The sequence below is a fragment of the Streptomyces sp. NPDC004266 genome (genome assembly GCF_042874095.1).
GTDB lineage: Bacteria > Actinomycetota > Actinomycetes > Streptomycetales > Streptomycetaceae > Streptomyces.
Window position 1 is genome coordinate 56,318 of the sequence record NZ_JBIAMM010000016.1, and the last position, 26,903, is coordinate 83,220.

Genomic DNA, 26,903 nt, shown 5'->3' on the forward strand with positions numbered 1-26,903 from the left:
TGGACCGACGAGTCAAACAGCCGCGACATCCGGATGTCGAGCAACTTTCGCCACATCCGTCAGAACCGCCCCACGGGGGAGGGGACGCTACACCCAGGTGTCCAGCCACATCCGGGCCCGCCAGCCGTCCATCGGAATGGGGGTGCCGGTGTAGATGGGCCAGAAGTAGATGAAATTCCAGACGATGAGCAGGACGAGACATCCCGCCGCCACCGCGCCGAATGTCCGGCGCCTTTCCGATGAACCGCGGGGGCCGATGAGCGCGCCCAGCATCATGGTCACCGCCAGGCACAGGAAAGGCACGAAGACGACCGCGTAGAAAAGGAAGATGGTGCGTTCCTGGTAAAGGAACCAGGGGAGCCAGCCGGCCGCGATGCCGCAGGCGATCGCGCCCGCGCGCCAGTCGCGGCGGAAGGCCCAGCGCCACAGGACGTACAGGATCGCGAAGCACGCCGCCCACCACAGGAGCGGGGTGCCCAGAGCCAGGACCTCCTGGGCGCACTTCTCGGTCGCGGTCGCCGGACAGCCGTTCGTGCCGGGGGCCGGGGACTCGTAGAAGTACGAGACGGGGCGGCCGAGGACGATCCAGGACCAGGGGTTCGACTGGTAGGTGTGCGGCGACGTGAGGCCGACGTGGAAGGTGTACACCTCGGACTCGTAGTGCCAGAGGCTGCGCAGCCAGTCCGGGAGCCAGCCCCACGTGCCGCCGCCGACCAGCTTGTCGTGGTCCTCGGCCCAGTGGCGGAAGTACCCCTTGTCGGTGACCAGCCAGCCGGTCCAGGTCGCCAGGTACGTCGCGATCGCCACCGGCACCACCGACACGAACGCCGGCAGCAGGTCCTTCTTGACCACCGCGAGGTACGGACGGACGGCGCCGGCCGTGCGGCGGCCGCCGACGTCCCACAGGACGGTCAGCAGACCGAAGCCGACCATGACGTACAGGCCGTTCCACTTGGTCGCCGCCGCGAGGCCGAGGGACACGCCCGCCGCGAGCCGCCACGGCCGCCAGCCCAGGCGCAGCGACTCCGCGATCTCCGCGTCCGGCCGCAGCACCCCCTCCTCGTCCTCCGGCAGCGCCGCGGCGAGCCGCGCCCGCGCCCGGTCCCGGTCCAGGACGAGGCAGCCGAAGGCGGCGAGCACGAAGAACATCAGTACCTGGTCGAGGAGCGCGGTGCGGCTCATCACGAAGTGCAGTCCGTCGACGGCGAGCAGCAGGCCCGCCAGGCAGCCGAGGAACGTCGAGCGGAAGAGGCGCCGGCCGATCCGGCACAGCATCAGCACCGACAGGGTGCCGAGCAGCGCCACCATGAAGCGCCAGCCGAAGGGCTCGAAGCCGAAGAGCTTCTCGCCGACGCCGATCACCCATTTGCCCATCGGCGGGTGGACGACGTACCCGGGGTCCGTCGGGACCAGGACCGACCCCGGGTCCTTCAGGATCGTCTTGTCGATGTCCTTCGGCCAGGCCCCCTCGTACCCCTGGTTGATCAGGGCCCAGGAGTCCTTGGCGTAGTACGTCTCGTCGAATATCACCGCGTGCGGCCTGCCCAGGTTCCAGAACCGCAGCAGGCCCGCCACCGCCGTGACCAGCAGCGGACCGCCCCAGGCCAGCAGCCGCCACAGCCGGTCGGCGCCGCCGGGGCCGATGCCGAGCAGCGACCACGTCCGGGCGGACGGCCGGGTGTACGGGGGGACGAGCCGCTCGCGCAGTCCGATGGGCGCGGCGTCCGGAGCCGGCGGCGCGTAGCCGAAGCGCCGCAGCCTCCGCTGCCAGGAAGAGGGCTCTGCCACGGGCGCCGCCATGGGGTGCTGGCCCTCCAGGGCCTCGGGTGCGGTACTGGTCACCGCGCCATCGTAGGGAACGCGCCTGTGCGAGTCGCCTGTCCGGGCTGGGAGGATGTTCCGTGTGACAGGAACGCTGGTACTCGCAGGGACCCCCATCGGTGACATCGCGGACGCCCCGCCCCGCCTCGCCACCGAACTGGAGAGCGCGGACATCGTGGCCGCCGAGGACACCCGGAGGCTGCGCGGCCTCACCCGGGCGCTCGGCATCCACACCACGGGCCGGGTCGTCTCGTACTTCGAGGGCAACGAGTCCGCCCGTACGCCCGAGCTGGTCGAGGCACTGGTCGGCGGCGCGCGGGTGCTGCTCGTGACCGACGCGGGCATGCCGTCCGTCTCGGACCCCGGCTACCGGCTCGTCGCCGCCGCCGTCGAGCAGGACATCAAGGTGACGGCCGTCCCCGGCCCGTCCGCCGTGCTCACCGCGCTCGCCCTCTCCGGCCTCCCCGTGGACCGCTTCTGCTTCGAGGGCTTCCTGCCGAGGAAGGCCGGCGAGCGCCTGGGCCGGCTGCGCGAGGTCGCGGACGAGCGGCGGACCCTCGTCTACTTCGAGGCCCCGCACCGGCTCGACGACACCCTCGCCGCGATGGCCGAGGTCTTCGGCGCCGAGCGGCGGGCCGCCGTCTGCCGCGAGCTGACCAAGACGTACGAGGAGGTCAAGCGCGGCCCGCTGGCCGAGCTCGCCGCCTGGGCCGCCGAGGGCGTACGGGGCGAGATCACCGTCGTCGTCGAGGGCGCCCCGGAGACGGGCCCCGCCGAGCTCGACGCGGAGGAGCTGGTGCGCAGGGTGCGGGTGCGCGAGGAGGCGGGCGAGCGCCGCAAGGAGGCGATCGCCGCCGTGGCGGCCGAGGCGGGACTTCCCAAGCGAGAGGTGTTCGATGCCGTGGTCGCGGCAAAGAATGCGGACGCGTCGGGCCCCGGAAAGGGTAAAGGACTAACCTGAAAGGCAAAGCCGAAACCGGCGCCGGGACTCTTCCTAGGGCGCTTGGCAAGGGAAGGGCCAAAAACCTTCCATGGTTCGTCCCCCGCTGATGCGCTCCGGCCCGAAAAGGCGTCCACTGATCAGTGGAGAGGAGCTGGCATGAGCGAGATCACCGGCACCGGCATATCCGTCGCCCATGAGGCGTACGCCTTCGCCTGCATGCGCTGCGGATACGGCTGGGAGCAGGCGTACGACATCGAGCACCACGTCGACGCCGCCGGCCAGGAATTCGTCGTCTACAAGGCCGACGGAGAGCGGGTACCGTCCCCGCTGTCCAGCCCCACCTGCATGAACTGCGGCGGCCACGTCGTCCGCATCATGCGCGCGGGGCAGGTGTCGTCGGTGCTCGACCTGGTCGCCGCGACCGAGAAGCACCAACACGGGGCGCGGGCGACGAAGCCCGTCTCGCCGGCCGGCCCCATCGGGCAGGAGCTGACCGAGGACACCCCCGAGAAGCCGCCGGTACCGCACCACTGGCACCTGTCGGACCTCTTCCACCCCTTCCGGCGTCACCAGTAGGCCACGCGGAGGCACTCATGGTCCTCGTACGATCGGGGCCATGAGTGCCAAGGACGCCCCGCCGCCGCTGCCCGAGCCCCTCCTCGTGGAGGTCGCGGACTCGCACACCCACATGGACCTCCAGTCCGGGACCGTCGAGGAGGCCCTGACCAAGGCCGCCGCCGTCGGCGTGACGACGGTCGTCCAGGTCGGCTGCGACGTGAAGGGCTCGCAGTGGGCCGCCGAGACGGCCGCCGCCCACGAGAACGTGCACGCGGCCGTCGCGCTGCACCCCAACGAGGCTCCCCGGATCGTGCTCGGCGACCCCGACGGCTGGTCCCGCCAGGGGGCCCGCCAGGGCGGCGGCGACGCGGCCCTCGACGACGCCCTGAACGAGATCGACCGGCTCGCCGCCCTGCCGCACGTCCGCGGGGTCGGCGAGACCGGCCTCGACTTCTTCCGCACGGGGCCCGAGGGCATCGCCGCGCAGGAGCGTTCCTTCCGCGCCCACATCGAGATCGCCAAGCGGCACGGCAAGGCCCTCGTCATCCACGACCGGGAGGCCCACGCCGACGTGCTGCGCGTCCTGGACGAGGAGGGGGCCCCCGAGCGGACCGTCTTCCACTGCTACTCCGGCGACGCCGCCATGGCCGAGATCTGCGCCGCCAAGGGCTACTACATGTCCTTCGCCGGCAACGTCACCTTCAAGAACGCCCAGTACCTGCGGGACGCGCTCGCGGTCGCCCCGCTGGAGCTGGTCCTCGTCGAGACCGACGCCCCCTTCCTCACCCCCGCGCCCTTCCGGGGCCGCCCGAACGCCCCGTACCTGATCCCGGTCACCGTCCGGGCCATGGCGGAGGTCCGCGGCATCGGGGAGAACGAGCTGGCCGGGGCGATCGCCGAGAACACGGCCCGCGCCTTCGATTACTGATGCATAACAGTTACGTGCGGTAGTCGGGTCGTCGTGGAGCGTGACCGGGACCGGGGCTAGGGTCCCGGCCTCGTGAGCACTTCCCAGGGCAGTCACCGAGCCGGACGGCGGGCGGCGGGCGCCGCCCTGCCCCTGCACGAGCAGCCGACGATGGCGGCGCCCCTCGTCGTCCCCGCCCCCACGCCCGGCACCGCGCCCGCCCCCGGCACCGTCCCCGGGCAGGGCTCCCGGGCCGGGGCCCGCCGCGCCGCCCGCCGCCGAAAGGCCCCCGGGGGTGCCGGGACCGCCGCGGAAGGGCTGCGGAAACTCGTCCCGCAGGCCCTCGTCGTCGCCTTCCTGGCCGGCGGCACCAGCGCCTTCGTCGCCGACGACAAGGCCGTCGAGCTCACCGTCGACGGCGTCCCGCGCACCCTCCACACCTTCGCCGACGACGTCGCCGAGCTCCTCGCCGACCAGGGCGTGGCCGTCGGCGAGCACGACATCGTCGCCCCCGGCCCCACCGAGGCCCTGGCCGACGGCGACGACATCGTCGTCCGGTACGGGCGGCCGGTCTCCCTCACCGTCGACGGACACCGCCGCCAGGTGTGGACGACCGCCGGGACCGTCGAGGGGGCGCTGCGCCAGCTCGGGGTCCGCGCGGAGGGCGCCCACCTCTCGGTCTCCCGCGGCGCCGCGATCTCCCGCCAGGGCCTCGCCCTCGACGTCCGCACCGAGCGGGCCGTCACCTTCCTCGCCGACGGGCGCGAGCGGACCGTCCGCACGAACGCCGCCACCGTCCGGGAGGCCCTCGCCGAGGCCGGGATCACGCTCTCCGGGCAGGACACCACCTCCGTGCCGGCCGGCTCCTTCCCCCGCGACGGCCAGACCGTGAACGTGCTGCGCATCACCGGCTCCCGGCAGGTGCGGGAGGAGTCCGTCCCGTACGCCGTCGAGCAGGTCCGCGACCCCGCGCTCTTCGCCGGCACCGAGGTCGTCGAACGGCAGGGCGTCCCGGGCGTCCGCCGCGTCACGTACAGCCTGCGCACGGTCAACGGCGTCAGGCAGCGGCCCCGCAGGACCGGCGAGGAGATCGTCCGCGAACCCGTCAGCCGCAAGGTGCGGATCGGCACCCGGCCGCTGCCCACCTCCGTCGCCGGCGCCGACGGCCTCGACTGGGGCGCGCTCGCCGCCTGCGAGTCCGGCGGCCGCCCGAACGCGGTCGACCCCTCGGGGACGTACGGCGGGCTCTACCAGTTCGACCCCGGCACCTGGCACGCCCTCGGCGGCACCGGCACCGCCCAGAACGCGCCCGCCGCCGAGCAGACCTTCCGCGCGAAGAAGCTGTACGTGCAGCGGGGCGCGAGCCCCTGGCCCCACTGCGGACGCCGGCTGCACCGATGAGGCCGGGCCGTGCCGGTGAGCCGTAGGTGGGCCGCACCGGGGCCCCGTAGGCTGTACCGGTGAGCACCACCACCGGCCCCGAAAGCCCCGACGCCCTCCTCGGCCCCGCCGACATCCGTGAGCTGGCCGCCGTCCTCGGCGTGCGCCCCACGAAGCAGAAGGGCCAGAACTTCGTCATCGACGCCAACACCGTCCGGCGGATCGTCCGCACGGCCGAGGTGCGGCCCGAGGACGTGGTGGTGGAGGTGGGCCCCGGGCTCGGCTCCCTCACCCTGGCCCTCCTGGAGGCCGCCGACCGCGTGACGGCCGTCGAGATCGACGACATCCTCGCCGCCGCGCTCCCGTCGACGATCGCCGCCCGCATGCCGCAGAAGAAGGACCGCTTCGCGCTCGTCCACTCCGACGCGATGCACGTCGAGGAGCTCCCGGGACCGGCGCCCACCGCGCTCGTCGCGAACCTGCCGTACAACGTGGCCGTGCCCGTCCTGCTCCACATGCTGGAGCGGTTCCCGACCATCGAGCGGACCCTCGTCATGGTCCAGGCCGAGGTCGCCGACCGGCTCGCCGCCAAGCCCGGCAACAAGGTCTACGGGGTCCCCTCCGTCAAGGCCAACTGGTACGCGGAGGTCAAGCGCGCCGGGGCCATCGGCCGCAACGTCTTCTGGCCCGCGCCGAACGTCGACTCCGGCCTCGTCTCCCTCGTCCGCCGCGCCGAGCCCCTTCCGACCTCCGCGAGCCGCCAGGAGGTCTTCGCGGTCGTCGACGCGGCCTTCGCGCAGCGCCGCAAGACCCTGCGCGCGGCCCTCGCGACCTGGGCGGGCTCGCCCGCGGCGGCGGAGGAGGCCCTCGTGAAGGCCGGGATCTCGCCGCAGGCGCGGGGCGAGTCGCTGACGGTGGAGGAGTTCGCGCGGATCGCGGAGAACAAGCCGGAGGCGAAGGCATGAGCGGCGTGACCGTACGGGTCCCCGCCAAGGTCAACGTGCAGCTCGCCGTCGGCGCGGCCCGCCCCGACGGCTTCCACGACCTGGCGAACGTCTTCCTCGCCGTCTCCCTGTACGACGAGGTGACCGCCACCCCCGCCGACGGGCTGACCGTCACCTGCGAGGGTCCGGACGCCGACAAGGTGCCGCTGGACCGCACCAACCTGGCCGCCCGCGCCGCCGAGCTGCTCGCCGCCCGGCACGGCATCGCCCCCGACGTGCACCTGCACATCCGGAAGGACATCCCGGTCGCCGGCGGCATGGCCGGCGGCAGCGCGGACGGCGCGGGCGCGCTGCTCGCCTGCGACGCGCTCTGGGGCCTCGACACGCCCCGTGACGTGCTCCTGGAGATCTGCGCCGAACTGGGCTCGGACGTGCCGTTCAGCCTCGTCGGCGGGGCGGCGCTCGGCACCGGGCGCGGCGAGAGGCTGACGGCGCTGCCGGTCGGCGGCACCTTCCACTGGGTGTTCGCCGTCGCCGACGGCGGGCTCTCGACCCCGGTGGTGTTCGGCGAGTTCGACCGCCTCGCGGAGGGCGCGGACATCCCCGAGCCGGCCGCGTCGCCGGCCCTCCTGGAGGCCCTGGCGACCGGCGACACCGCCGCTCTGGCCGCCACCCTCGCCAACGACCTCCAGGCCCCGGCGCTCTCCCTGCGCCCCTCGCTCGCCGCGACCCTGACGGCCGGCACGGACGCGGGCGCCCTCGCGGCCCTGGTCTCCGGCTCGGGCCCGACGACGGCGTTCCTGGTGAAGGACGCGGAGGCGGCGACCGCGGTCGCCGCCTCCCTCACCGCCTCGGGCACCTGCCGCACGGCCCGCGTGGCGACGTCCCCGGCACCGGGCGCGACCGTCCTGGGCTAGAGCTTGTTCCTGGAGACGCGGGCCAGGAGGAGGTTCGGGTCCGGGTCCTGGGTGGTGAAGTAGGCCGCGCTGGGGACGTAGACCGACTTGGCGCGGACCGCCACCGAGGTCGGGCCGTCGAGGCCGTCCGCGGCGGTGAGGACGGTCTTGTGGCTGCCGTCGGGGCGGACGAGTTCGAGCTTGTCGGCCGTGACCCGCGCGGCCAGGACCGTGTCGCCGTGCCCGGTGAAGGCGAAGTCGTCGATCCCGACGATCCCGGTCGCCCTGGTCTGGATCGGGCCCGCGGTCCGGTCCTTCCCGAACGGGATGCGGAGCAGGGTGCTGTGGGCGGAGTTGGACACCCAGACGGCGCCGTCGTGGAGCTTCAGGCCGTTGGCGCCGTAGGGGAGCTCGTCGGTCGGCCGGAGGGCGGCTCCGGTGGCCCAGACCGCCGCCTCCACCTCCTCGTTCCCGTCCGGCACCCGCGCGCTCCACACGACGCCGCGCGCCGAGTCGGCGGCGTACAGGGTGCGGCACCTCTCGTCGAGGGCGAGGCCGTTGGGGAAGCCGTCGACGGGCACCTTCACGATCCGCTGGGGCGCGCTGCCGTCGGGGCGGATGCGCCAGATCCCGTTCTCCTCGTCGGTGCCGGTGACGTAGTTGACGTACAGGGTGCCGTCGTGGGCGCGGGCGATGCCGGTGAGGAGGGCCCCCGGCGGGTCGGTCACCGTGGGGAGGGTCGCGACGTCCGTCGGCCCGGACCCGTTCCTGCCGACCCGCACCACCTTGTGGGCGGAGGCGAAGGTCAGGAGGGCGGAGCCGTCGGGCTCCAGGGCGATGTTCTCCGGTGTCTCCCCGGCGGCGAAGTCGAAGTGGGCGACGACACGGGGATCGGTCACGGTCGGGTCGCCGGCCGACGCCGGGCCGGCGGCCAGCAGGGTGAGGGCCGCGACGGCGACGGCGACGGCGGCCAGACGTGGGTGTCTCGACATGGGCTTCTCCTCGTGGAGGGTGCGGGTGACCTGAGGAGAGGCTGGCGGCTCGCCGGCCGGGGAGCGCGGCAGCCGTGGCCGGGAGGTCGCCCACGTGGCCGACGCCATGGAGCCGGTTGGCAGCGCGCGGCGCCGCGCCCGTACGGGCGACGGCCGGTGCCCGGCGGCCCTTTCGACCATACGCCGCCCGGCCGTCCGTACTCAGCCGGTGGTTGAGTATCCGCGCCCTGACGGCCGGCCGGGGTGCCGCGGGACCGTACCCGTATGGGAATCAGCGCGCGTGAACTCGCCGCCGCCACGCCGGCGACGCGGGACCGGTACGTCGATCTGCTCCGGGTCGCCTCGCTCGCGGTCGTCGTCCTCGGCCACTGGCTGATGGCGGCCGTCACCGCCGACGGGCGGGTCGGGAACCTGCTCGCCGTCGTGCCGGGGCTCCAGGCGGTGACCTGGGTGTTCCAGGTGATGCCGGTCTTCTTCTTCGTCGGCGGCTTCTCGCACGCCCTCGCCCATCGCTCCCGCCCCGGGTACGCGGCCTTCCTGCGGGCCCGGCTCCAGCGGCTGCTGCGGCCGACGATGGTGTTCGTGGGGGTGTGGGGCGCGGCCGCGCTGGTGCTCCAGTCGGCCGGCGCCGACGGGGGGCTCACCGGGGTCGCGCTGCGGCTCGTCACGCAGCCGCTGTGGTTCGTCGGGATCTACCTCGCGATGGTGGCCTTCACGCCGCCGCTGCTGCGGCTGCACGAGCGGTGGGGCTGGGGGGCGTTCGGCGCGCTCGCCGGCGGTGCGGTCGCGGTCGACGTGCTGCGGTTCGCGGCGGACGTCCCCTTCGTGGAGTTCCTGAACTTCGCGTTCGTGTGGCTCGCCGTCCACCAGCTCGGCTTCCTCCGCGCCGACGGCATGATCCGCCGCCCGGCCCCGCTCGCCGCCGCGGGCCTCGTCGGCGCGACCGCGCTGGTCGCCCTCGGGCCGTATCCGCTGTCGATGGTGGGGATGCCGGGGGAGCGGGTGTCGAACATGGCCCCGCCGACCCTCGCCCTGCTCTGCCACGGGCTGTGGCTGGTGGGCGCGGTCGAGCTGCTGAGGGGCCCGGGGGCGCGGCTCGTCGCCCGTGCCGGGGTGTGGCGGACGGTGGTCGCCGCCAACGGGATCGCGATGACGGCCTTCCTGTGGCACCTGACGGCCATGCTCGCCGTGTACGGGGTGCTGCTCGGCCTGGGTGCGGAGCTCCCGGCCCCCGCCTCGGCCGCCTGGTGGGCGCAGGTCCCGCTCCGGTTCGCGGCGGCGGCCGTGCTCACGGCCCTGCTCGTCGCCGTCTTCCGCCGCTTCGAGGCCCCGGTCCCGGCCGCCCCGGCGACCGGCGCGGGCGGCCCCCTCGCGGCCCTCGGCATCACCCTCGCCCTCTTCGGCGTCCTGGGCCTGTCCCTGACGGGCTTCGGCGGGCTCCTCGACGGTCACTCGGCGACGCTGATCGCCGTCCCGGTCACGGCCCCGGCGGCCGTCGGCCTGGCCCTGGCGGGCTGGCTGCTGGTGGAGCGGGCGGGACGGAGCCGGCGGGCCGGTTGACGACAGGAGGTCAGTCGTCGAGGCGCTCATCGTCGATGTCCACGGTCACGGTCCCCGGGGGGTAGAGGTCCGCCCGGTCCGTGAGGATCAGGTCCATGGTGGGTCGATGAGGCGAGGGCAGCGCGGTGTAGAGCGCGTGACAGACGTCGGGCCCGCCGAAACCGCCGCGAACCATCCGCGCGACGGTCACGGACGCGACCGCGTCGAGCGGGACGATGTCGATGCCGGGCAGCGCCAGAGCCGCGTCGCCCGCGCCTTCGTCCTCGGTCTCGGCCTGGAGGAGGCAGAGGGCGGGCACCTGGAGGTGGCGGAACGGGGACGCGGCCGCGTTGTCGGCGACACGCTGGAGCTTGCGGTGGCCGCGCGCGAGCGCGAGTACGGCGGAGGCGTCGAGGATGATCACGCCGCCGTGTCTCCGAGAGCCTTGCGGGCGTTCGCGGCGGCGATCTCGTAGACCTTGTCCAGCGCGTTCGGGGTCGCGTCGAACTCTTCGTCGGTGAGGGTGGAGCGCATCCGCTCGCGCATGATCCGCCGGCTCTCGGCCACCTTCTCCCGCGCCTGTGCGGCGGTGAGCTGGGTCGCGGCCAGCTCGGTGACGAGTGCTCCTATCGTGGTGCCCCGCTCGCGGGCCAGCGAGGCGAGGTGGTCGCGGGTGGTGTCCGGCACCTTGATGGTGGAGTCAGCCATACGGCTACGGTACACCGCTGGTGCACCGGGGGTGTACCGGCGGTGGCGCGACGTACCCTGGGACGTCGATCGATCCCCCGTACAGGAGTCAACGTGGCCGTCAACCTGGTCAATGTCGAGGCCGTCAGCAAGGTGTACGGCACCCGTGCCCTGCTCGACGGGGTCTCGCTCGGGGTCTCCGAAGGGGACCGGATCGGGGTCGTCGGACGCAACGGCGACGGCAAGACCACCCTCATCCGGATGCTCGCCAAGCTGGAGGAGGCCGACACCGGCCGCGTCACCCACAGCGGCGGGCTCCGCCTCGGGGTGCTCACCCAGCACGACTCCCTCGACCCGAAGGCCACCATCCGGCACGAGGTCATCGGCGTCATGGCGGACCACGAGTGGGCGGGCAGCGCCAAGATCCGCGACGTGCTCACCGGGCTCTTCGGCGGGCTCGACCTGCCCGGCTTCGAGCAGGGCCTCGACACGGTCATCGGCCCGCTCTCCGGCGGTGAGCGCCGCCGCATCGCGCTCGCCAAGCTCCTCATCGAGGACCAGGACCTGATCGTCCTCGACGAGCCCACCAACCACCTCGACGTCGAGGGCATCGCCTGGCTCGCCGGCCACCTCCAGAGCCGCCGCTCGGCGCTCGTCTGCGTCACCCACGACCGCTGGTTCCTCGACCAGGTCTGCACCCGCATGTGGGACGTGCAGCGCGGTGACGTGCACGAGTACGAGGGCGGCTACTCCGACTACGTCTTCGCCCGCGCCGAGCGCGAGCGGATCGCGGCGACGGAGGAGGCCAAGCGGCAGAACCTGATGCGCAAGGAGCTGGCCTGGCTGCGGCGCGGCGCCCCCGCCCGCACCTCCAAGCCGCGCTACCGCATCGAGGCCGCGAACGAGCTGATCGCCGACGTGCCGCCGCCGCGCGACACCAGCGAGCTGATGAAGTTCGCCAACGCCCGGCTCGGCAAGACGGTCTTCGACCTGGAGGACGTGAGCATCACCGCCGGCCCCAAGGAGCTGCTCAAGCACCTCACCTGGCAGCTCGGGCCCGGCGACCGCATCGGCCTCGTCGGCGTCAACGGCGCGGGCAAGACCTCACTCCTGCGGGCGCTCGCCGAGGCGGCCGTCAGCCAGGGCGAGAAGCAGCCGGCCGCCGGAAGGATCGTCGTCGGCAAGACCGTCCGGCTCGCCTACCTCTCGCAGGACGTCACCGAACTCCCCGCCACGCTGCGCGTCCTGGAGGCCGTCCAGCAGGTCCGCGACCGGGTCGACCTCGGCAAGGGCCGCGAGATGACGGCCGGGCAGCTCTGCGAGCAGTTCGGCTTCTCCAAGGAGAAGCAGTGGACGCCGGTCGGCGACCTCTCCGGTGGCGAGCGCCGCCGCCTGCAGCTGCTGCGCCTGCTGATGGACGAGCCGAACGTCCTCTTCCTCGACGAGCCCACCAACGACCTCGACATCGAGACCCTGACGCAGCTGGAGGACCTCCTCGACGGCTGGCCGGGCTCCATGGTCGTCATCTCCCACGACCGGTTCTTCATCGAGCGCACCACGGACCGGACGTTCGCCCTGCTCGGCGACAGGACCCTGCGGATGCTGCCGCGCGGCATCGACGAGTACCTGGAGCGGCGCCGGAAGATGATCGAGGCGTCGGTCCCGACGCCCGCCGCCGCGCCCGCGCAGCAGAAGCAGGGCGTCTCCGCCGCGGACGCCCGCGCGGCCAAGAAGGAGCTGCAGAAGGTCGAGCGCCAGCTCGACAGGCTCTCCGACAAGGAGACGAAGCTGCACGCCCAGATCGCCGACAACGCCACCGATTTCGAGAAGGTGGCGAAGCTCGACGCGGAGCTCCGGGAACTCGCCGGGGAGCGGGAGGAATTGGAGATGCGCTGGCTCGAACTGGCCGAGGACGCGTAGCCGCACTTCGCGTCCGTGACGCATAACAAGGGCATCACAGGCCGGTCCTCCCTTGGGAACAAGGGGCGGACCGGTCGCTTTTGCGTCATCGCGTGAGTGGTAGAAAGAAAACCCGTTCACGTCAAGGGGGAACCGCTGATGACCCAGCCGCCCAGCAACCAGCCGCCGGGGGGCTTCGGAGCCCCTCAGGACCCGTCCCAGGGGCCGGGCCAGGGCATGCCGCCCGTCCCGCCGGTGCCGCCGCAGGCGCCGCAGACCCCGCCCGCGCCGCAGACCCCGCCCGTCCCGCCCGCGCAGCAGCCCGGTTACGGATACCCGCAGCAGCCGGGCCAGGCCCCGCAGCCCGGTCCGTACGGCCAGCCCGGTCAGGCCCCGCAGCCCGGCCCGTACGGCCAGCCCGGTCCGTACGGCCAGCCCGCGCAGGCCCCCTACGGATACCCGCAGCAGGGCCAGCCCGGCCCGTACGGCCAGCAGCAGAACCCTTACGGCGGCTACCCGACGCAGCCCGTGTACCAGGGCGCTCCCACCCCGCCCCAGGCTCCCGGGGGCGGCGGTCCGTTCAAGGGCCGGACCGGTGTCGTCGCCGCCGTGGCCGCCGCGGCCGTCCTGGTCGCCGCCGTCACGACCTGGGCCGTCGTCGGCGGGGACGACGAGAAGGACCCGGTCGCGCAGCCCACCGCCACGGCCCCCTCCTCCGACGCCCCCAAGCCCACCGAGTCGGTGGACCAGGGCGACGGCACGGGCGACGGCGGCAACGGCGACGAGGACCTCAACGCGGGCCGCCAGGCCGGCGAGGCGAAGGTCAACTGGCTGCTGAAGAACGACGTCGACCTGCCCCGCAACGGCTCCGACGTCTTCGGCCCGTGGATCGTCGGCGACACCGTCGTCAAGGCGATGTACAAGGGCGTGGACGGCTACGACCTGGGCGACGGCAAGCGCAAGTGGCACGTCGACCTGCCGTTCGAGCTGTGCGCGGTCCCGCCGGAGCCCGCCGCCGACGGCTCCATGGTCTTCGGCTACGCCGAGAGCGCCAAGGACGGCGCCAAGTGCACCCAGCTCCAGAAGGTCGACCTCAAGACGGGCAAGCCCGGCTGGAAGAAGGCCGTCCCGAAGGCCACGGGCCTCTTCGCCTTCTCCGACAACACCCTGGCCATCAGCGGCAACACGGTCACCGCCGCCGGTTCCAGCAGCGCGTACGGCTTCTCGCTCGCCGACGGCCACCAGCTCTTCAAGGGCCCCGACAGCGGCTGCAAGCCCTTCGCCTACGCGGGCGGCAGCAAGCTGATCGCCGCCATGGACTGCCCGTCGGGCAGCACCAGCAAGAAGATCCAGGCGGTCGGCCAGGTCGACCCCAACACCGGCAAGCCCAGGTTCACCTTCCAGCTGCAGGCGAACTGGGAGGTCGACAAGGTCTACTCGGTCGACCCGCTGGTCGTCTCGGCCACCCAGCGCGACGAGAAGAAGTGGTCCATCTTCGCGCTCGACGCCAACGGCAGGCTCCGCTCGCAGATCCAGGGCGGCAACGACAAGTTCGCGCCCTCCTGCGGCGGCAGCTTCGTCATCTTCGGCAAGAACCTCTCGGGCTGCACGGGTGTCGCGGCCGACGCGAACACCTTCTACATGGCCACCGACGCCGGGTACGGCAAGACGAACGAGGTCGTCGCCTTCGACCTGAAGAACGGCAAGGCCAAGTGGCGCGCCAAGGCGCCCGAGGGCCGGTCGATGACCCCGCTGCGCATGGAGGGCTCCGACGTCCTGCTGTACGTGGACCCCACGTACGACAAGGGCGGCGCCGTCGCCACCCTCGCCCCGACCGGCGGCGCGCCGAAGATCCTGCTCCAGCACCCGGCCTCGACCGCCGAGATCGAGAGCAACTTCTACGACGCCAGCTTCGCCTACGGCAGCGGCACCTTCGCGGTGGCGAGCGGACGTGTGTCGGCGTCCAACGACAAGGACGAGATGCAGGTCAAGACGATGATGGCCTTCAGCAAGTGAGGTACACGGACCGATGACGCAGCCACCCCCGCCGCCGCCGAACCAACCCCCGGACCCGCAGGGCGGCTTCGGCGCCCCGACGCCCCCGCCGCCGCAGCAGCAGCCGGGGTACGGATACCCGCAGCAGCCGCCCACCCAGGCGGACCCGGGGTACGGATACCCGCAGCAGCAGCAGCAGCCGACCCAGGCCGACCCGGGCTACGGCAACCCGCAGCAGCCGTACGGCTATCCCGCCGCGCCGCAGCAGCAGCCGGGCCCGCCCCAGCCGTACGGCGGCTACCCGCAGCAGCAGCCGGGCCAGCCCCCGTACGGCTACCCGACCCAGCCGCAGCAGGCGTACGGCGGCTACCAGCAGCCCGTCGCCGCTCCGGCTCCGGGCGGCGGCAAGAAGCTGTCGGCGCAGCTCCAGATCGTCATCGCGGCGGCCGTCGCCGTGGTCCTGATCATCGGCGCCGGCATCTGGTACGCCAACTCCGGTGGCGATGACGGGGGCAACGAGGCCAAGGGCTCGGGCGGCACCTCGCAGGGCTCTTCCGCGGGCGGCGACACCGGCGGCAAGGGTCTCGGCGGTGGCGGCAAGGAGAAGCCGCCGGCCGACACGAAGGCGAAGATGGCCTTCCAGATCGGGCAGCCGAAGGTCCAGGACGTCACCGACGTCTCCGGCTCCTGGATCACCGACAAGGCGTTCGTGAAGCCGGGCGTGAACTCGCTCGTCGGCTACGACCTGGACAAGGGCACCGTCCTGTGGACGCTGCCGCTGACCGGCCAGGTCTGCGGAGCCTCGCGGCACGTCACCGCGGACAACAAGGCGCCGATCCTGTTCGAGGCCACCAAGCGGGTCGCGCCGCGCTACTACCAGCCGTGCACCGAGGTCGGCGTGGTCGACCTGAACACCGGCAAGCTGCTGTGGTCGACCTCGGTCACCGGCGGCAGCGCCGGCGACCAGAAGGTGCGGTTCAGCGAGGTCACGCTCAGCGGGACGACCGTCGCGGCCGGCGGCACCGACGGCGGCGCCGCCTTCGACCTCGCCAACGGCAACCCGCGCTGGAAGCCGCAGGCCAACGACCAGAACTGCTACGACATGGGGTACGGCGGCGGTGAGGGCCTCGTCGCGGTCCGCAAGTGCGGGCAGTACGACAGCCCGAAGGTGCTGATCCAGAACCTCAACCCGATGACGGGCGCCCCGATCTCGCAGTACCAGATGCCGTCCGGCGCGAAGTACGCCTCGGTCGTCTCCACCAAGCCCCTGGTCGTCGCGGCCGACATCGGCGACACCGCCGGTGACGGCAGCGGCATCTCGGACTTCTTCTCGATCGACGAGAAGACCGGGAAGCTGAAGGCGAAGATCACGGCGGACGCCGACCAGTACGCGGCCCGCTGCCGCGCGACCGAGGTCGAGTCCTGCACCCAGGCGCTCGTCGGCAACGGCCGGCTGTACGTGCCGACCGAGGAGCACGAGGGCAGCACCGGCGAGTACGGCGACGAGACCAACGAGATCATCGCCTTCGACCTGGCCACCGGGCGCACGGTGCCGGAGAAGGCCGACGCGGGCGACAAGTTCACCTTCGTCCCGCTGCGGATGGACGGCGGCAACCTCATCGCCTACAAGGCGCCGCCCTACAACCAGGGCGGCCGGATCGTCTCGGTCGACGGCGGCACGATGAAGGAGACGCTGCTCCTGGAGAACCCGGCGGACAAGTCGATCCACAACGCCGAGAGCAGCTTCAGCCTGAACGGTGCCGAACTCCTCTACCGGGACGGCCGGTTCTTCATCTCGGAGACGCTGATCAGCAAGCCCCGGGAGTCGACCTCGGCCAACGACATCAAGGAGTACCTGGTCGCCTCCTTCTCCGTCGGGCACTGACGACCCGCCAGACGGCCGTGGGCCCCTCCGGTGATCCGGAGGGGCCCACGCGCATGTCGGCGGCCGGGGCGGGGGAGCGTGTAGCTTGCCGGGTCAGGCCGCCGGGGCGTCCGGCCGGCCAGGAGGAGGGGGGATGACCGGGATGGGCGTACGCCTCGTGGTGGTGGACGACCACCGCCTGCTCGCGGAGGCGCTCGCCTCGGCGCTGAAGCTGCGCGGGCACCGGGTGCTCGCGGCGGCCGCGCCGGTGGCGGGGGCCGCGGAGCTGGTGGTGGGCCGGGCGCCGGAGGTCTGCCTCCTGGGCACGGCGACGCCGGACGCGCCGGGGACCTTCGACCCGGTCGTACGGATCAAGCGGGAGCGGCCGCAGGTGGCCGTCGTGGTGCTCGGCCCGGTGCCGTCGCCGCGCGGGATCGCGGCGGCGTTCGCGGCCGGGGCCTCGGGGTACGTCCGCCACGACGAGCGCATCGAGGGCGTCGAACGCGCCCTGGTGAAGGCGCGGGCGGGGGAGGCGGCGGTGGCGCCGCAGCTGCTCCAGGGGGCCTTCGCGGAGCTGCTGCACCCCTCGGCGCAGCCGGACGACGAGGCGCAGCGGCTGCTCCGGCTGCTCACGCAGCGGGAGGTGGAGGTTCTGGTGCGGGTCGCGGAGGGCGAGGACACCCGGCTGATCGCGGCGGGGATGGGGATCGCGCCGAGCACGGCGCGGACGCACGTGCAGCGGGTCCTGATGAAGCTGGGGGTCGGCTCGCGGCTGGAGGCGGCGGCGCTCGCGGCGCGCACGGGGCTGCTCGACCGGGCGGTGCCGGCGCCCCGCGGTTCCTCCTGAGGGTTTCTCCCGTACCCCCTTCGGGGTGACATCGGCGGGTCCCGGTGCGCGGGGCCCGCTTCGCCATTGACGGCGATGTTTGAATGTGATTCTTTGTGCGTGGTTATGTTTGGTCCCGTCGGAGGGCACCCCCGTGAAGAAGACCGTCACCACGCTCGCCGACGGGCGCGAGCTGATCTACTACGACACGCGCGACGACACCGTCCGCACCGCCGTCGACCCCCGCCCCCTCACCCCCGTCCTCTCCCGCTCCGAGATCCGCCACGACGAGCTGACCGGCGACCCCGTCGCCATCGCCTCGCACCGGCAGGCCCGCACCTACCACCCGCCGGCCGACGCCTGCCCGCTCTGCCCCGCCAGGGACGGCCGCGAGAGCGAGATCCCCGAGGAGGGCTACGAGGTGGCGGTCTTCGAGAACCGCTTCCCCTCCCTCTCCGGCGGCGTCGGCCGCTGCGAGGTCGTCTGCTTCACCGACGACCACACGGACTCCTTCGCCGACCTCACCGAGGAGCGCGCCCGGCTCGTCCTCGACGCCTGGACCGACCGCACCGCCGAACTCTCCGCCCTGCCCGGCGTCGAGCAGGTCTACTGCTTCGAGAACCGCGGCGCGGAGATCGGCGTCACCCTGCCCCACGCGCACGGCCAGATCTACGCCTTCCCGTACGTCACCCCCCGGACGGCCGCCATGCGCCGCCGCGCGGACGAGCACCGCGCGGCGACCGGACGGAACCTCTTCGACGACCTCGTCGCCCGGGAGAGGGCCGACGGCGAGCGGGTGGTCCTGGAGACCGGGCACTGGATCGCCTTCGTGCCGTACGCCGCCCACTGGCCGTACGAGGTCCACCTCCACCCCAGGAACCGGGTGCCCGACCTGCTCGCCCTCGACGAGGGGGCCCGCACAGAGTTCGCACAGGTCTACCTGGAACTCTTGAGGCGCTTCGACCGGATCTTCGGCCCGGACGAGCCGCCGACGCCCTACATCGCCGCCTGGCACCAGGCGCCGTTCACGGACGAGCGGCGCGAGGACCTCGGACTGCACCTGGAGCTCTTCACCGTCCGACGGGCCCCCGGCAAGCTGAAGTTCCTCGCGGGCACCGAGTCCGGCATGGGTGCCTTCATGAACGACGTGCGGCCGGAGGACGCGGCCCGACGACTCCGAGAGGTGGCGAGCAAGTGACCACGGCAGTGAAGAAGTACCTGGTGACCGGAGGTGCCGGGTACGTGGGCAGCGTGGTCGCCGCCCACCTCCTGGAGCGGGGCCACCGGGTCGCCGTCCTCGACGACCTCTCCACCGGCTTCGCCGAAGCCGTCCCCGAGGGCGCCGAGTTCATCGAGGGCCGCGTCCAGGACGCCGCCGCGTGGCTGGACGGCTCCTACGACGGCGTCCTGCACTTCGCCGCCTTCTCCCAGGTCGGCGAGTCCGTCGCCAGGCCCGAGAAGTACTGGGAGAACAACGTCGGCGGCACCATGGCCCTGCTCGCCGCCATGCGGTCGGCCGGCGTCCGCAAGCTGGTCTTCTCCTCCACCGCCGCCACCTACGGCGAGCCGGAGGCCGTGCCGATCACCGAGACCGCGCCCACCGCGCCCACCAGCCCGTACGGGGCGAGCAAGCTGGCCGTCGACCACATGATCGGCGGGGAGTGCGCCGCCCACGGCCTGGCCGCCGTCTCGCTGCGGTACTTCAACGTCGCCGGGGCGCACGGCCCCCTCGGCGAGCGCCACGAGCCCGAGTCCCACCTGATCCCGCTCGTCCTCCAGGTCGCCCTCGGCCGGCGCGAGGCGATCTCCGTGTACGGCGGGGACTACCCCACCCCGGACGGCACCTGCGTCCGCGACTACATCCACGTCGCCGACCTCGCCGAGGCCCACCTGCTCGCCCTCGACGCGATGGCGGCGGACACCGTCCCGGCCGGCGAGCACCTGATCTGCAACCTGGGCAACGGCAACGGCTTCTCCGTCCGCGAGGTCGTCGAGACCGTCCGCAAGGTCACCGGCCACCCGGTCCCGGAGATCACCGCCCCGCGCCGCCCCGGCGACCCCGCCGTCCTCGTCGCCTCCGCCGAGGCCGCCCGCGAGCGGCTCGGCTGGACGCCGTCCCGCCCGGACCTCGCGGACGTCGTCGCCGACGCCTGGGCCTTCGCACGCCACCGCGAGGAGGAGGGCGCATGAGCCTCGCCGCCGGCTTCGAGGCGCTGTACGGCGCCGCGCCCGACGGCCTCTGGGCCGCCCCCGGGCGGGTCAACCTCATCGGGGAGTACACCGACTTCAACGACGGCTTCGTGCTGCCGCTCGCGCTGCCGCACACCACCGTCGCCGCCGTCTCCCGCCGCGACGACGGCGTCCTGCGCCTGCACTCCGCCGACGTCGACGGCGGGATCGTCCACCTGGACGTCGCGGGCCTGGAGCCGCTCTCCGGCGGAGGCTGGGCGGCCTACCCGGCCGGCGTCGTCTGGGCGCTGCGGGAGGCCGGGCACCCGGTCGCCGGGGCCGACGTCCACCTCACCTCGACCGTGCCGACCGGCGCCGGCCTGTCCTCCTCGGCGGCCCTGGAGGTCGTCACCGCCCTCGCCCTGAACGACCTGTTCGGGCTGGGGCTCTCCCGCCCCGAGCTCGCCCGGCTCGCCCAGCGCGCCGAGAACGCCTTCGTCGGCGTGCCCTGCGGGGTCATGGACCAGATGGCCTCCGCCTGCGCGGAGGAGGGGCACGCCCTCCACCTGGACACCCGTGACCTCTCGTACCGCCAGGTCCCCTTCGACCTGGCGCGGGAGGGGCTCCGGCTGCTCGTCGTCGACACCCGCGTGAAGCACGCGCTCGGAGACGGCGCGTACGCCGAGCGGCGCGCCGGGTGCGAAGCGGGTGCGCGGGCGCTCGGCGTGCGCACCCTGCGCGAAGTGGACGCCGCACATCTATCCGAAACGCTCGCACGGCTGAACGACGAGACGGTCCGGCGGTACGTGCGGCACGTCGTCTCCGACAACGCGCGCGTGGAGCGGACCATCGCGCTGCTCGACGCCGGCGACACCCGGGCGGTCGGGCCGGTCCTCACCGAGGGCCACGCCTCCCTCCGGGACGACCTGCGGGTCTCCTGCCCGGAGCTGGACCTCGTCGTCGAGGCGGCGAACGCGGCCGGGGCGCTCGGCGCCCGGATGACCGGCGGCGGCTTCGGCGGCTCCGCCGTCGTCCTCGTGGAGGCCGGACGGTCGGAGGAGGTGTCCGCCGCCGTCGGGAAGGCCTTCGCCGAGGCCGGGCACGCGGCCCCGGGGATCTTCCCGGCCGTCCCCTCGGCGGGCGCGCGGCGCCTCTGAACCACCGCACACACCCGGACTGCTTCGGACAGTTCCGCGAATCGGCCCCCACCGCGGCGCCCCGCCCCTACTCTGAGGGGCAGCGCCGGTGGGGGCCGGTGCTGTTCAGGGGGCGAGACCCGTCGGGTACGGCGCCAGGAGCCGGGGTAACAGTCAACGCACGGCGGCGGCCGTGTCCTTGACGGACCCGCCTCCGGCGCCGTACCCGCGTCGGTCCGTTCCTCGACACTTGGGAGTGTCCGTGGCACGCATCCGCGTCCTGGTGGTGGACGACCACCGCGTCTTCGCCGAATCGCTGGCCGCCGCCCTCGCGGCGGAGCCCGACGTCGACGTCGCCGCAGCCGGCAGCGGCCCGGCGGCCCTGCGCTGCCTGGAGCGCGGCGCGGCGGAGGGCCGCCGGTTCGACGTGCTGCTCGTCGACGCCGAGCTGGGCGCGGGCCCCGCCGGGGCGGCCGCGCCCCGCCCGGCGCCCGCCGACGCCGAGGGCGTCGTGGACGGGATCTCGCTGGTCACGGGCGTGCGACGGGCGCAGCCCGCGCTCCGCACGGTCGTCCTCGCGGAGAAGGACGACCCGCGCCGGGCCGCGCTGGCGCTCCAGGCGGGGGCCTCCGGCTGGGTCGCGAAGGACTGCTCGCTGCAGCGGCTGCTCGCGGTGGTCCGGGGCGTGCTGCGGGACGAGACGCACCTGCCGCCCGCGCTGCTCACGGGGGTCCTGCGGGAGCTGACGGAGGCGCGCAGGCACCGGACGGACAGCGAGCGGCTCGTGGAGTCGCTGACCCCGCGCGAGCGGGAGGTGCTGCGCTGCATGGTGGCGGGCCTGGGCCGCAAGGCGGTCGCCGAGCGTCTCTTCCTCTCCCCGCACACCGTCCGGACGCACATGCAGAACGTGCTCGGGAAGCTGGGCGTGCACTCGACGCTCGCGGCGGTCGCGCTGGCCCGCCGGGCGGGCGTGGGCCCCGCGGAGCCGGTGCTACCCGGGGATGTTGTCGAACGGGGCGGTCAGCCGGCGTAGCAGCGCGGCCAGGTCGCCGCGCTGGGAGCGGGAGAGCTGGGCCAGGATGGCGCGCTCCTGGGCGAGGAGGCCGGCGAGCGCCTCGTCGGCGCGGTCGCGGCCCTCGGGGGTGAGCCGGACCAGGACCCCGCGCCGGTCGCTGGGGTCGGGAAGCCGCTCGACGAGACCCTTCTTGGTGAGCCGGTCGATGCGGTTGGTCATCGTGCCGGAGGTGACCAGGGTCTGGGTGAGGAGCTGGCCGGGGGAGAGCTGGTAGGGCGCTCCGGCGCGGCGCAGGGAGGTGAGGACGTCGAACTCCCAGGGCTCCAGCTGGTGCTCGGAGAAGGCGAGCCTGCGGGCCCGGTCGAGGTGGCGGGCGAGCCGTGAGACACGGCTGAGCACCTCGAGCGGTTCCACGTCGAGGTCGGGGCGCTCGCGGCGCCATGCTGCGACCAGTCGGTCGACCTCGTCCTCCATGACGATCAGTGTAGAGGGTCTGTTGACATAAAGTCTCTTGTGTTCGAGTTTCTCGATGTCGAGTATCTTGGTTTCAAGATATATTTTCCTGGACTATGGGGAAGGGACCCCGCCGGAACTCCGTTCCGCTTCGGCAACTCGTGCCAGCAAGGGGGCTTCGAACATGCATTCCGTGGACACCGCCGCACCGACCTGGGATCCACAGCAGTACCTCCGACACTCCGGCCACCGCACCCGCCCGTTCCTCGATCTCCTCGCCCGAATACCCCAGCTGCCCGCCCAGCAGCGACCCGCCCGCATCGCCGACCTCGGCTGCGGACCCGGCAACGTGACGGTCCTCCTCGCCGACCGGTGGACCGACGCCCACATCACCGGGTTCGACCTCTCGCCGGAGATGCTGGAGCGCGCCGAGAAGGACTGGGCGGGCACCACCCGGGGCGGAGGCTGGCTCGACTTCCGGCGCGCCGACGCCGCCCACTGGACCCCCGACGAGCCCTACGACCTCATCGTCTCCAACGCCGCCCTCCAGTGGGTCCCCAACCACCCCGAGTCCTTCGCCGCCTGGATCGACGGCCTCCGCCCCGGCGGCACCCTGGCCTTCCAGGTCCCCGGCAACTTCACCTCGCCCAGCCACGCCCTGCTCGGCGAGCTCTGCGAGACCCCCGAGTGGCGGGACCGCCTCGGCGACCAGGGCCGCCGCTACGTCCACATCCTCGACACCGCCGACTACCTCACCCGCCTCACCGACCTCGGCTGCGAGGCGGACGTCTGGGAGACCACGTACTGCCAGCTGCTCCAGGGGGAGGACCCCGTCCTGGACTGGGTCAAGGGCACCGCGCTGCGGCCCGTCCTCACCACCCTGGGCGACGACCGGGAGGCGATCGACGCCTTCCTCGCCCAGTACCGCCTGCTCCTGCGCGAGGCCTACCCGCCCGGCCCGCACGGCACGGTCTTCCCCTTCCGCCGGATCTTCGCCGTCGCCCGCAAGAAACTCTGAAGGGGGTGGAGACGCGGGCGCCCCGCACCGGAACTCCGGTGCGGGGCGCCCGCGCGCTGCCGGTCGTCAGGACACGCTGTTGTAGGCGCCGTAGCCGTAGCCGATCTTGACGCGCGGGGCGAACTTGCCCGGCGCGGTGTTCAGGAAGCGGTAGAGGTCGCCGCCCGCGGTGATGCAGAGCAGGTCGGCCTTGCCGTCGGCGTTGAGGTCGCCGGGAGCGACGATCCTGGAGTACGCGTTGAAGCCGGCGCCGATCTTCACGCGGGTCTTGAGCGGCGTGGTCGCGACGCCGGTGCCGGCGTACAGGTAGAGGTCGCCGCCCGGGGTGCGGGCCACGAGGTCGGCGCGGCCGTCACCGGTGAAGTCGCCCGCGCCGACGAGCCTGTCGTACGCGCTCCAGCCGCCGCTGATCCTGATGCGGGTGGCGAGGGCGGTGCCCGCGCCGTTGCCCTTGTACAGGTAGAGGACGCCGTAGGCGTCGCGGGCCAGCAGGTCGCCCTTGCCGTCGCCGGACAGGTCGCCGGGGCCGACGATCGTGTTGTAAATGCTCCAGCCGCCGCCGATGTTGGCGCCGTCGATGTAGAGACGGCCCTGGAAGATCTCCGCGACGTCCGACGAACCGTCCTGGTTCATCGAGGACAGGTGCGCGAAGTTGGCGCCGCTCCAGCCGCCGGCCTGGCCGTACTGGATGCGGCCGTTCAGCCCGCCGCCGGTCGTGGCGGCGTACCAGTACATCGTGCCGGCCGTGGTGCGCGCGAAGACGCCCTCCTTCTCGCCGGAGACCGGGTTGTTGCCCGCCCCGCCGAACTGCGGGACGCCGGCCCAGCCACCCGTCTCACTGATCTGCCGACGGGCCGCGAGGGTGCCGTCGCCCTTGCCGGTGTGGTACCAGAGCGTGCCCTTCAGGTCGCGGCCGATCAGCTCCCCGTTGCCGTCGCCGTCGTCGTCGCCGGCGGCCATGATCTGGTTGTACACGCCCCAGCCGGGGCCGAGGGACGTGCGGACCGCGAACGGATTGGCCTTGTCGCCCGTCCCGGCGTAGAACCACAGGGTCCCGGCCGTGTCGCGGCCGACCATGTCCGCCCAGCCGTCGCCGTTGTTGTCGCCGATGCCGAGCAGCTGGTCGTAGATGTTGAAGCCGTGGCCGATCTTCACGCGCGACGCGAACGGCGCGGTGCGGCTGCCGGTGCCGTAGAACAGGTACAGGTTGCCGTCGACGTCGCGGGCGACCACGTCCGCCCGGCCGTCGTCGTTCACGTCGCCGGGCGCGAAGAGCTTGTTGTAGATGCTCCAGCCGTTGCCCTGCCAGACGTACGTCGCGCCGGTCGGCGTGGCGTCCGCGTACAGCCGGAGGGTGCCCTGCGGCGACAGCGTCAGCAGCTCGGGGCCGCTGGCGTTCCCGTCCTGGTTGCCGATCGGGACGATGTCCTTCGGGGGCGTCGTGACGGCCGTGAACTCGCCGCCCTGGCCGGAGGTCGTGGCCGTGTAGACCTTGCCGTCCGCGTCGCGGAAGATGAAGTCGCTGCTGCCGTCGCCGTCGAAGTCCGACAGCTGCGGAGAGGCGCCGACGCCGGAGGCCGCCGTGGCGCCCTGGCGGAGCGCGACGCTCCCCGGACGCGTCGGGGACGGCGGGGTGAAGCCGGCCGCCGGCTTCTCGGCCACCGGGCGCGGCGCGGGCTGACCGGCCGAGGCCGGGGTCGCGAGCAGGAGGCCCGCGGAGATTACGAGAGCGGTGCAGGCCGCGAGGCGGGCACGTGTGCAGCGCACAGAACGCAAGAGATCCCCCCCAGGGATCAGGTGTCATCGGACCGGGAACAGGGGACCGCGGCACCACCCCACGGCAGAAGGCGCGTGAGGAGGGCGAATCCCTCCGGATGCTCGGGAGCATACCGTCCCGAAGTGACACCGTTCCTTCGCACCGACGCCCCGCACCGGGGTTCCGGTGCGGGGCGTCCCGTGGTGCGCGCTCCGACTAGTACAGACCGTTGTAGGTCTGGTAGCCGTAACCGATCTTGACGCGCGGGCCGAAGAAGTTCTTCGCCGCGCCGCCGTCGAAGCGGTACAGGTCGCCGCCGGGCGTGGCCGCGACGAAGTCGCCCTTGCCGTCACCCGTCAGGTCGCCCGTGCCGACCAGCTTGCTGTAGGCGTTGAAGCCCTCGCCCAGCTTGATCCGGGCCTTGAAGGGCGTGGTCCGCGAACCCGTTCCCGGGAACAGGTAGAGCGTGCCGGTCGTGGTGCGGGCCAGCAGGTCGTTCCGGCCGTCGTTGGTGTAGTCACCGGCGCCGAAGAACCAGTTGTACGTCTGCCACCCGCCGCTCACCAGGGTCCGGGCGTGGAACGCGGTGCCGGTGAGCGTCGTCGGGTACAGGTACAGGTTGCCGGACCGGTCCCGGGCCAGCAGGTCGCCCGTGGCGTCACCGTTCAGGTCACCGGGGCCGGCGAGCAGGTTGAAGGCGTTCCAGCCGCCACCGAAGTCCTTGCCCTCGACGTACAGGTGCCCGTTCCAGATCACGGCGACGTCCGACTCGCCGTTCCGGTCGAAGGAGGAGACGTTGGTGAGGTTCACCCCGCCCCAGCCGGTGCCGAGCAGCTGACGCGCGCTGAGCCGCCCGTCGTTGAGCGCGTAGTACCAGTACAGCGAGCCCGCCTTGTCGATCCCGAGCATCTCCTCCTTGCCGTGGGCGGGCATGTTGCCCGCGCCGCCGAACTGGGAGACCCCGGCCCAGGCGCCGGGCTCGCTGATCGTCTCGCGCGTGTCGTAGCTGCCGCCGCCGTCGCCTCCGTACGCCCGCAGCGTGCCGTTCTTCCAGCGTGCCCAGACCTCGGTGTCGCCGTCGCCGTCCTGGTCGTCCACCGGAAGGATCTGGTTGTAGATGTCCCAGCCGAAGCCGATGTGCGTCGGATCCTTGAAGGGCTTGAGCGGGTCGCCGGTGCTGCCGTGGAAGCTCACGTCCCCGGCGGGCGTGCGGGTGATGACGTCGCCCCTGCCGTCGCCGTCGTTGTCCCCGACGCCGACGATCTGGTCGTAGACCTGCCAGCCGGAGCCGACCTTGACCCGGCCCAGGAACGGCGTCGTCGTGTCACCGGTGCCCAGGAAGACGAACAGGTCACCGGAGTAGGTGCGGGCCATCAGGTCCGCACGGCGGTCGCCGTCCACGTCACCCGGCGAGAAGACCTTGTTGTAGATGTGGAAGTCGATCCCCGACGACCAGCGGCGCTGCGCGACGCCCGTGGTGGAGGCGTCGCCGAACATCTCCAGCCTTCCGGCCGCCGACAGCGTCAGGATCTCCGGCCTGCCGCCGTTCAGGTCCTGGTCGCCCAGCGGAATGATGTCCTTGGCGAATTCGCCCGAACCGCCGGCCCGGACGAACTCCGTCATCTCGGTCTGCGTGACGAACGCCAGCGTGCCGTCGCCCTCACGGACGACCAGGTCGCTCAGACCGTCGCCGTCGACGTCCGAGCGGGGCCCGGCGCCGGCCGGGGCGTCGCCCTCGGCGTCCGCCGCACGGGCGCCGGCCTTCGTCGCGGCCGGCGGCGTGCTCGGCATCAGCGGCCGCGAGGCCGCGGGACGGTCCTTGTCGCCTCCCGGACGCGGGGCCGGAGAGGCGGCCGACGCGGGAGTCGCGAGCAGCATGCCCGCGGAGACGGCGAGAGCCGTGCACGCCGCGAGGCGGCGCCCACGGTTGAAACGCGAAGAGAACAAAGGGATCCCCCCCAGGGATCGGGTGCGTCAGGAAACCCGGCAGGGGCCCGCGCGGGCGCCGGACGGCGTCAGGGCGCGCGAAGACGTGCGCGGAGACGACCTCGTCCGAACGGCGGAACCCCCCGGTTGTTGAACGCGAGTCTACCTGCGGGGGAAAT

General features: G+C 73.0%; 22 protein-coding genes and 1 pseudogene. 16 read left to right on the forward strand and 7 right to left on the reverse strand.

The annotated features are described in order from the left end of the window. Positions 1-87 precede the first annotated feature (87 nt). On the reverse strand, positions 88-1,842 hold the full coding sequence (locus tag ACFYUZ_RS31425) for a dolichyl-phosphate-mannose--protein mannosyltransferase (protein WP_389314938.1): 1,755 nt from the start codon (positions 1,840-1,842) through the stop codon (positions 88-90). Positions 1,843-1,894: 52 nt separating this feature from the next. Between ACFYUZ_RS31425 and rsmI the strand changes: the two genes are divergently transcribed. From rsmI to ACFYUZ_RS31455, 6 genes are all read left to right on the forward strand, one after another. Continuing rightward, on the forward strand, positions 1,895-2,782 hold the full coding sequence (rsmI, locus tag ACFYUZ_RS31430; RefSeq protein ID WP_185094944.1) for a 16S rRNA (cytidine(1402)-2'-O)-methyltransferase: 888 nt from the start codon (positions 1,895-1,897) through the stop codon (positions 2,780-2,782). 138 nt (positions 2,783-2,920) lie between these two features. After that, entirely contained in the window at positions 2,921-3,340 is a 420-nt protein-coding gene (locus ACFYUZ_RS31435; RefSeq protein WP_030690263.1) for a hypothetical protein, read from the forward strand. Positions 3,341-3,380: 40 nt separating this feature from the next. After that, positions 3,381-4,250, forward strand: a complete 870-nt coding sequence (locus ACFYUZ_RS31440; protein WP_389314940.1) for a TatD family hydrolase — start codon at positions 3,381-3,383, stop codon at positions 4,248-4,250. Between the two features lie 72 nt (positions 4,251-4,322). Then, positions 4,323-5,630: a ubiquitin-like domain-containing protein gene (locus ACFYUZ_RS31445; protein WP_389314942.1), complete on the forward strand. Its 1,308-nt coding sequence runs from the start codon at positions 4,323-4,325 to the stop codon at positions 5,628-5,630. Between the two features lie 59 nt (positions 5,631-5,689). Beyond that, positions 5,690-6,574, forward strand: a complete 885-nt coding sequence (rsmA, locus tag ACFYUZ_RS31450; protein ID WP_389314944.1) for a 16S rRNA (adenine(1518)-N(6)/adenine(1519)-N(6))-dimethyltransferase RsmA — start codon at positions 5,690-5,692, stop codon at positions 6,572-6,574. Then, a complete protein-coding gene (locus tag ACFYUZ_RS31455) occupies positions 6,571-7,470 on the forward strand; it encodes a 4-(cytidine 5'-diphospho)-2-C-methyl-D-erythritol kinase (RefSeq protein ID WP_389314946.1) in 900 nt (299 codons plus the stop codon). The genes rsmA and ACFYUZ_RS31455 overlap by 4 nt, the downstream gene beginning before the upstream one ends. On the opposite strand, the gene ACFYUZ_RS31460 is transcribed toward ACFYUZ_RS31455, so the two are convergent. Further along, positions 7,467-8,441, reverse strand: a complete 975-nt coding sequence (locus ACFYUZ_RS31460) for an SMP-30/gluconolactonase/LRE family protein (protein WP_389314948.1) — start codon at positions 8,439-8,441, stop codon at positions 7,467-7,469. The genes ACFYUZ_RS31455 and ACFYUZ_RS31460 overlap by 4 nt on opposite strands. A gap of 264 nt (positions 8,442-8,705) precedes the next feature. Here ACFYUZ_RS31460 and ACFYUZ_RS31465 point away from each other — a divergent pair, with 264 nt between their 5' ends. Continuing rightward, on the forward strand, positions 8,706-10,001 hold the full coding sequence (locus ACFYUZ_RS31465) for an acyltransferase (RefSeq protein WP_389314950.1): 1,296 nt from the start codon (positions 8,706-8,708) through the stop codon (positions 9,999-10,001). Between the two features lie 10 nt (positions 10,002-10,011). Here ACFYUZ_RS31465 and ACFYUZ_RS31470 read toward each other — a convergent pair whose 3' ends face one another. Together ACFYUZ_RS31470 and ACFYUZ_RS31475 are read right to left on the reverse strand one after the other, a co-directional pair. After that, positions 10,012-10,404, reverse strand: coding sequence for a hypothetical protein (locus ACFYUZ_RS31470; protein WP_389314952.1), 393 nt, complete (start codon positions 10,402-10,404; stop codon positions 10,012-10,014). Next, a complete protein-coding gene (locus ACFYUZ_RS31475; protein WP_389314954.1) occupies positions 10,401-10,688 on the reverse strand; it encodes a hypothetical protein in 288 nt (95 codons plus the stop codon). The genes ACFYUZ_RS31470 and ACFYUZ_RS31475 overlap by 4 nt, the downstream gene beginning before the upstream one ends. Positions 10,689-10,781: 93 nt before the next feature. Between ACFYUZ_RS31475 and ACFYUZ_RS31480 the strand changes: the two genes are divergently transcribed. The 8 genes from ACFYUZ_RS31480 (at position 10,782) to ACFYUZ_RS31515 (ending at position 21,589) form a co-directional block, all read left to right on the forward strand. Beyond that, positions 10,782-12,587, forward strand: a complete 1,806-nt coding sequence (locus tag ACFYUZ_RS31480; RefSeq protein ID WP_389314955.1) for an ABC-F family ATP-binding cassette domain-containing protein — start codon at positions 10,782-10,784, stop codon at positions 12,585-12,587. Between the two features lie 138 nt (positions 12,588-12,725). Then, positions 12,726-14,582 (forward strand): PQQ-binding-like beta-propeller repeat protein, encoded by a 1,857-nt coding sequence (locus ACFYUZ_RS31485; protein ID WP_389314957.1) that lies wholly within the window; start codon positions 12,726-12,728, stop codon positions 14,580-14,582. 13 nt (positions 14,583-14,595) lie between these two features. Further along, the gene (locus ACFYUZ_RS31490; RefSeq protein ID WP_389314959.1) at positions 14,596-16,446 is read left to right on the forward strand and encodes a PQQ-binding-like beta-propeller repeat protein; all 1,851 of its coding nucleotides are present in this window, start codon (positions 14,596-14,598) and stop codon (positions 16,444-16,446) included. A gap of 142 nt (positions 16,447-16,588) precedes the next feature. Further along, positions 16,589-17,272 carry a LuxR C-terminal-related transcriptional regulator gene (locus ACFYUZ_RS31495; RefSeq protein ID WP_389315188.1) on the forward strand — a complete coding sequence of 228 codons (684 nt, stop codon included), beginning with the start codon at positions 16,589-16,591 and terminating at the stop codon, positions 17,270-17,272. Positions 17,273-17,405: 133 nt separating this feature from the next. Next, positions 17,406-18,449, forward strand: coding sequence for a galactose-1-phosphate uridylyltransferase (gene galT, locus ACFYUZ_RS31500; RefSeq protein WP_389314961.1), 1,044 nt, complete (start codon positions 17,406-17,408; stop codon positions 18,447-18,449). Then, positions 18,446-19,441, forward strand: coding sequence for a UDP-glucose 4-epimerase GalE (gene galE, locus ACFYUZ_RS31505; RefSeq protein WP_389314963.1), 996 nt, complete (start codon positions 18,446-18,448; stop codon positions 19,439-19,441). The genes galT and galE overlap by 4 nt, the downstream gene beginning before the upstream one ends. After that, entirely contained in the window at positions 19,438-20,577 is a 1,140-nt protein-coding gene (gene galK, locus ACFYUZ_RS31510) for a galactokinase (protein ID WP_389314965.1), read from the forward strand. Before galE ends, galK begins: the two co-directional genes overlap by 4 nt. A gap of 229 nt (positions 20,578-20,806) precedes the next feature. After that, positions 20,807-21,589 (forward strand): LuxR C-terminal-related transcriptional regulator, encoded by a 783-nt coding sequence (locus tag ACFYUZ_RS31515; RefSeq protein ID WP_389314967.1) that lies wholly within the window; start codon positions 20,807-20,809, stop codon positions 21,587-21,589. Here ACFYUZ_RS31515 and ACFYUZ_RS31520 read toward each other — a convergent pair. Then, complete coding sequence (locus ACFYUZ_RS31520) at positions 21,548-22,045, reverse strand: MarR family winged helix-turn-helix transcriptional regulator (protein WP_389314969.1); 498 nt, start codon at positions 22,043-22,045, stop codon at positions 21,548-21,550. The two genes, ACFYUZ_RS31515 and ACFYUZ_RS31520, sit on opposite strands and share 42 nt — an antisense overlap. 163 nt (positions 22,046-22,208) lie before the next feature. Between ACFYUZ_RS31520 and ACFYUZ_RS31525 the strand changes: the two genes are divergently transcribed. Then, a complete protein-coding gene (locus ACFYUZ_RS31525) occupies positions 22,209-23,042 on the forward strand; it encodes a trans-aconitate 2-methyltransferase (RefSeq protein ID WP_389314970.1) in 834 nt (277 codons plus the stop codon). A 237-nt stretch (positions 23,043-23,279) separates the two neighbouring features. On the opposite strand, the pseudogene ACFYUZ_RS31530 reads toward ACFYUZ_RS31525, so the two are convergent. Further along, positions 23,280-24,809 (reverse strand): annotated as a pseudogene (locus ACFYUZ_RS31530) (FG-GAP repeat domain-containing protein); the annotation flags it as partial. A 205-nt stretch (positions 24,810-25,014) separates the two neighbouring features. Then, positions 25,015-26,745 carry an FG-GAP repeat domain-containing protein gene (locus tag ACFYUZ_RS31535; protein WP_389314972.1) on the reverse strand — a complete coding sequence of 577 codons (1,731 nt, stop codon included), beginning with the start codon at positions 26,743-26,745 and terminating at the stop codon, positions 25,015-25,017. Positions 26,746-26,903: the final 158 nt, after the last annotated feature.

Coding starts and splice junctions, on each gene's coding strand:
- rsmI (WP_185094944.1), top strand. CDS start 1,895: ATGTTCCGTGTGACAGGAACGCTGGTACTCGCAGGGACCCCCATCGGT.
- ACFYUZ_RS31435 (WP_030690263.1), top strand. CDS start 2,921: ATGAGCGAGATCACCGGCACCGGCATATCCGTCGCCCATGAGGCGTAC.
- ACFYUZ_RS31440 (WP_389314940.1), top strand. CDS start 3,381: ATGAGTGCCAAGGACGCCCCGCCGCCGCTGCCCGAGCCCCTCCTCGTG.
- ACFYUZ_RS31455 (WP_389314946.1), top strand. CDS start 6,571: ATGAGCGGCGTGACCGTACGGGTCCCCGCCAAGGTCAACGTGCAGCTC.
- ACFYUZ_RS31460 (WP_389314948.1), bottom strand. CDS start 8,441: ATGTCGAGACACCCACGTCTGGCCGCCGTCGCCGTCGCCGTCGCGGCC.
- ACFYUZ_RS31465 (WP_389314950.1), top strand. CDS start 8,706: ATGGGAATCAGCGCGCGTGAACTCGCCGCCGCCACGCCGGCGACGCGG.
- ACFYUZ_RS31475 (WP_389314954.1), bottom strand. CDS start 10,688: ATGGCTGACTCCACCATCAAGGTGCCGGACACCACCCGCGACCACCTC.
- ACFYUZ_RS31485 (WP_389314957.1), top strand. CDS start 12,726: ATGACCCAGCCGCCCAGCAACCAGCCGCCGGGGGGCTTCGGAGCCCCT.
- ACFYUZ_RS31490 (WP_389314959.1), top strand. CDS start 14,596: ATGACGCAGCCACCCCCGCCGCCGCCGAACCAACCCCCGGACCCGCAG.
- ACFYUZ_RS31495 (WP_389315188.1), top strand. CDS start 16,589: ATGGGCGTACGCCTCGTGGTGGTGGACGACCACCGCCTGCTCGCGGAG.
- galK (WP_389314965.1), top strand. CDS start 19,438: ATGAGCCTCGCCGCCGGCTTCGAGGCGCTGTACGGCGCCGCGCCCGAC.
- ACFYUZ_RS31520 (WP_389314969.1), bottom strand. CDS start 22,045: ATGGAGGACGAGGTCGACCGACTGGTCGCAGCATGGCGCCGCGAGCGC.
- ACFYUZ_RS31525 (WP_389314970.1), top strand. CDS start 22,209: ATGCATTCCGTGGACACCGCCGCACCGACCTGGGATCCACAGCAGTAC.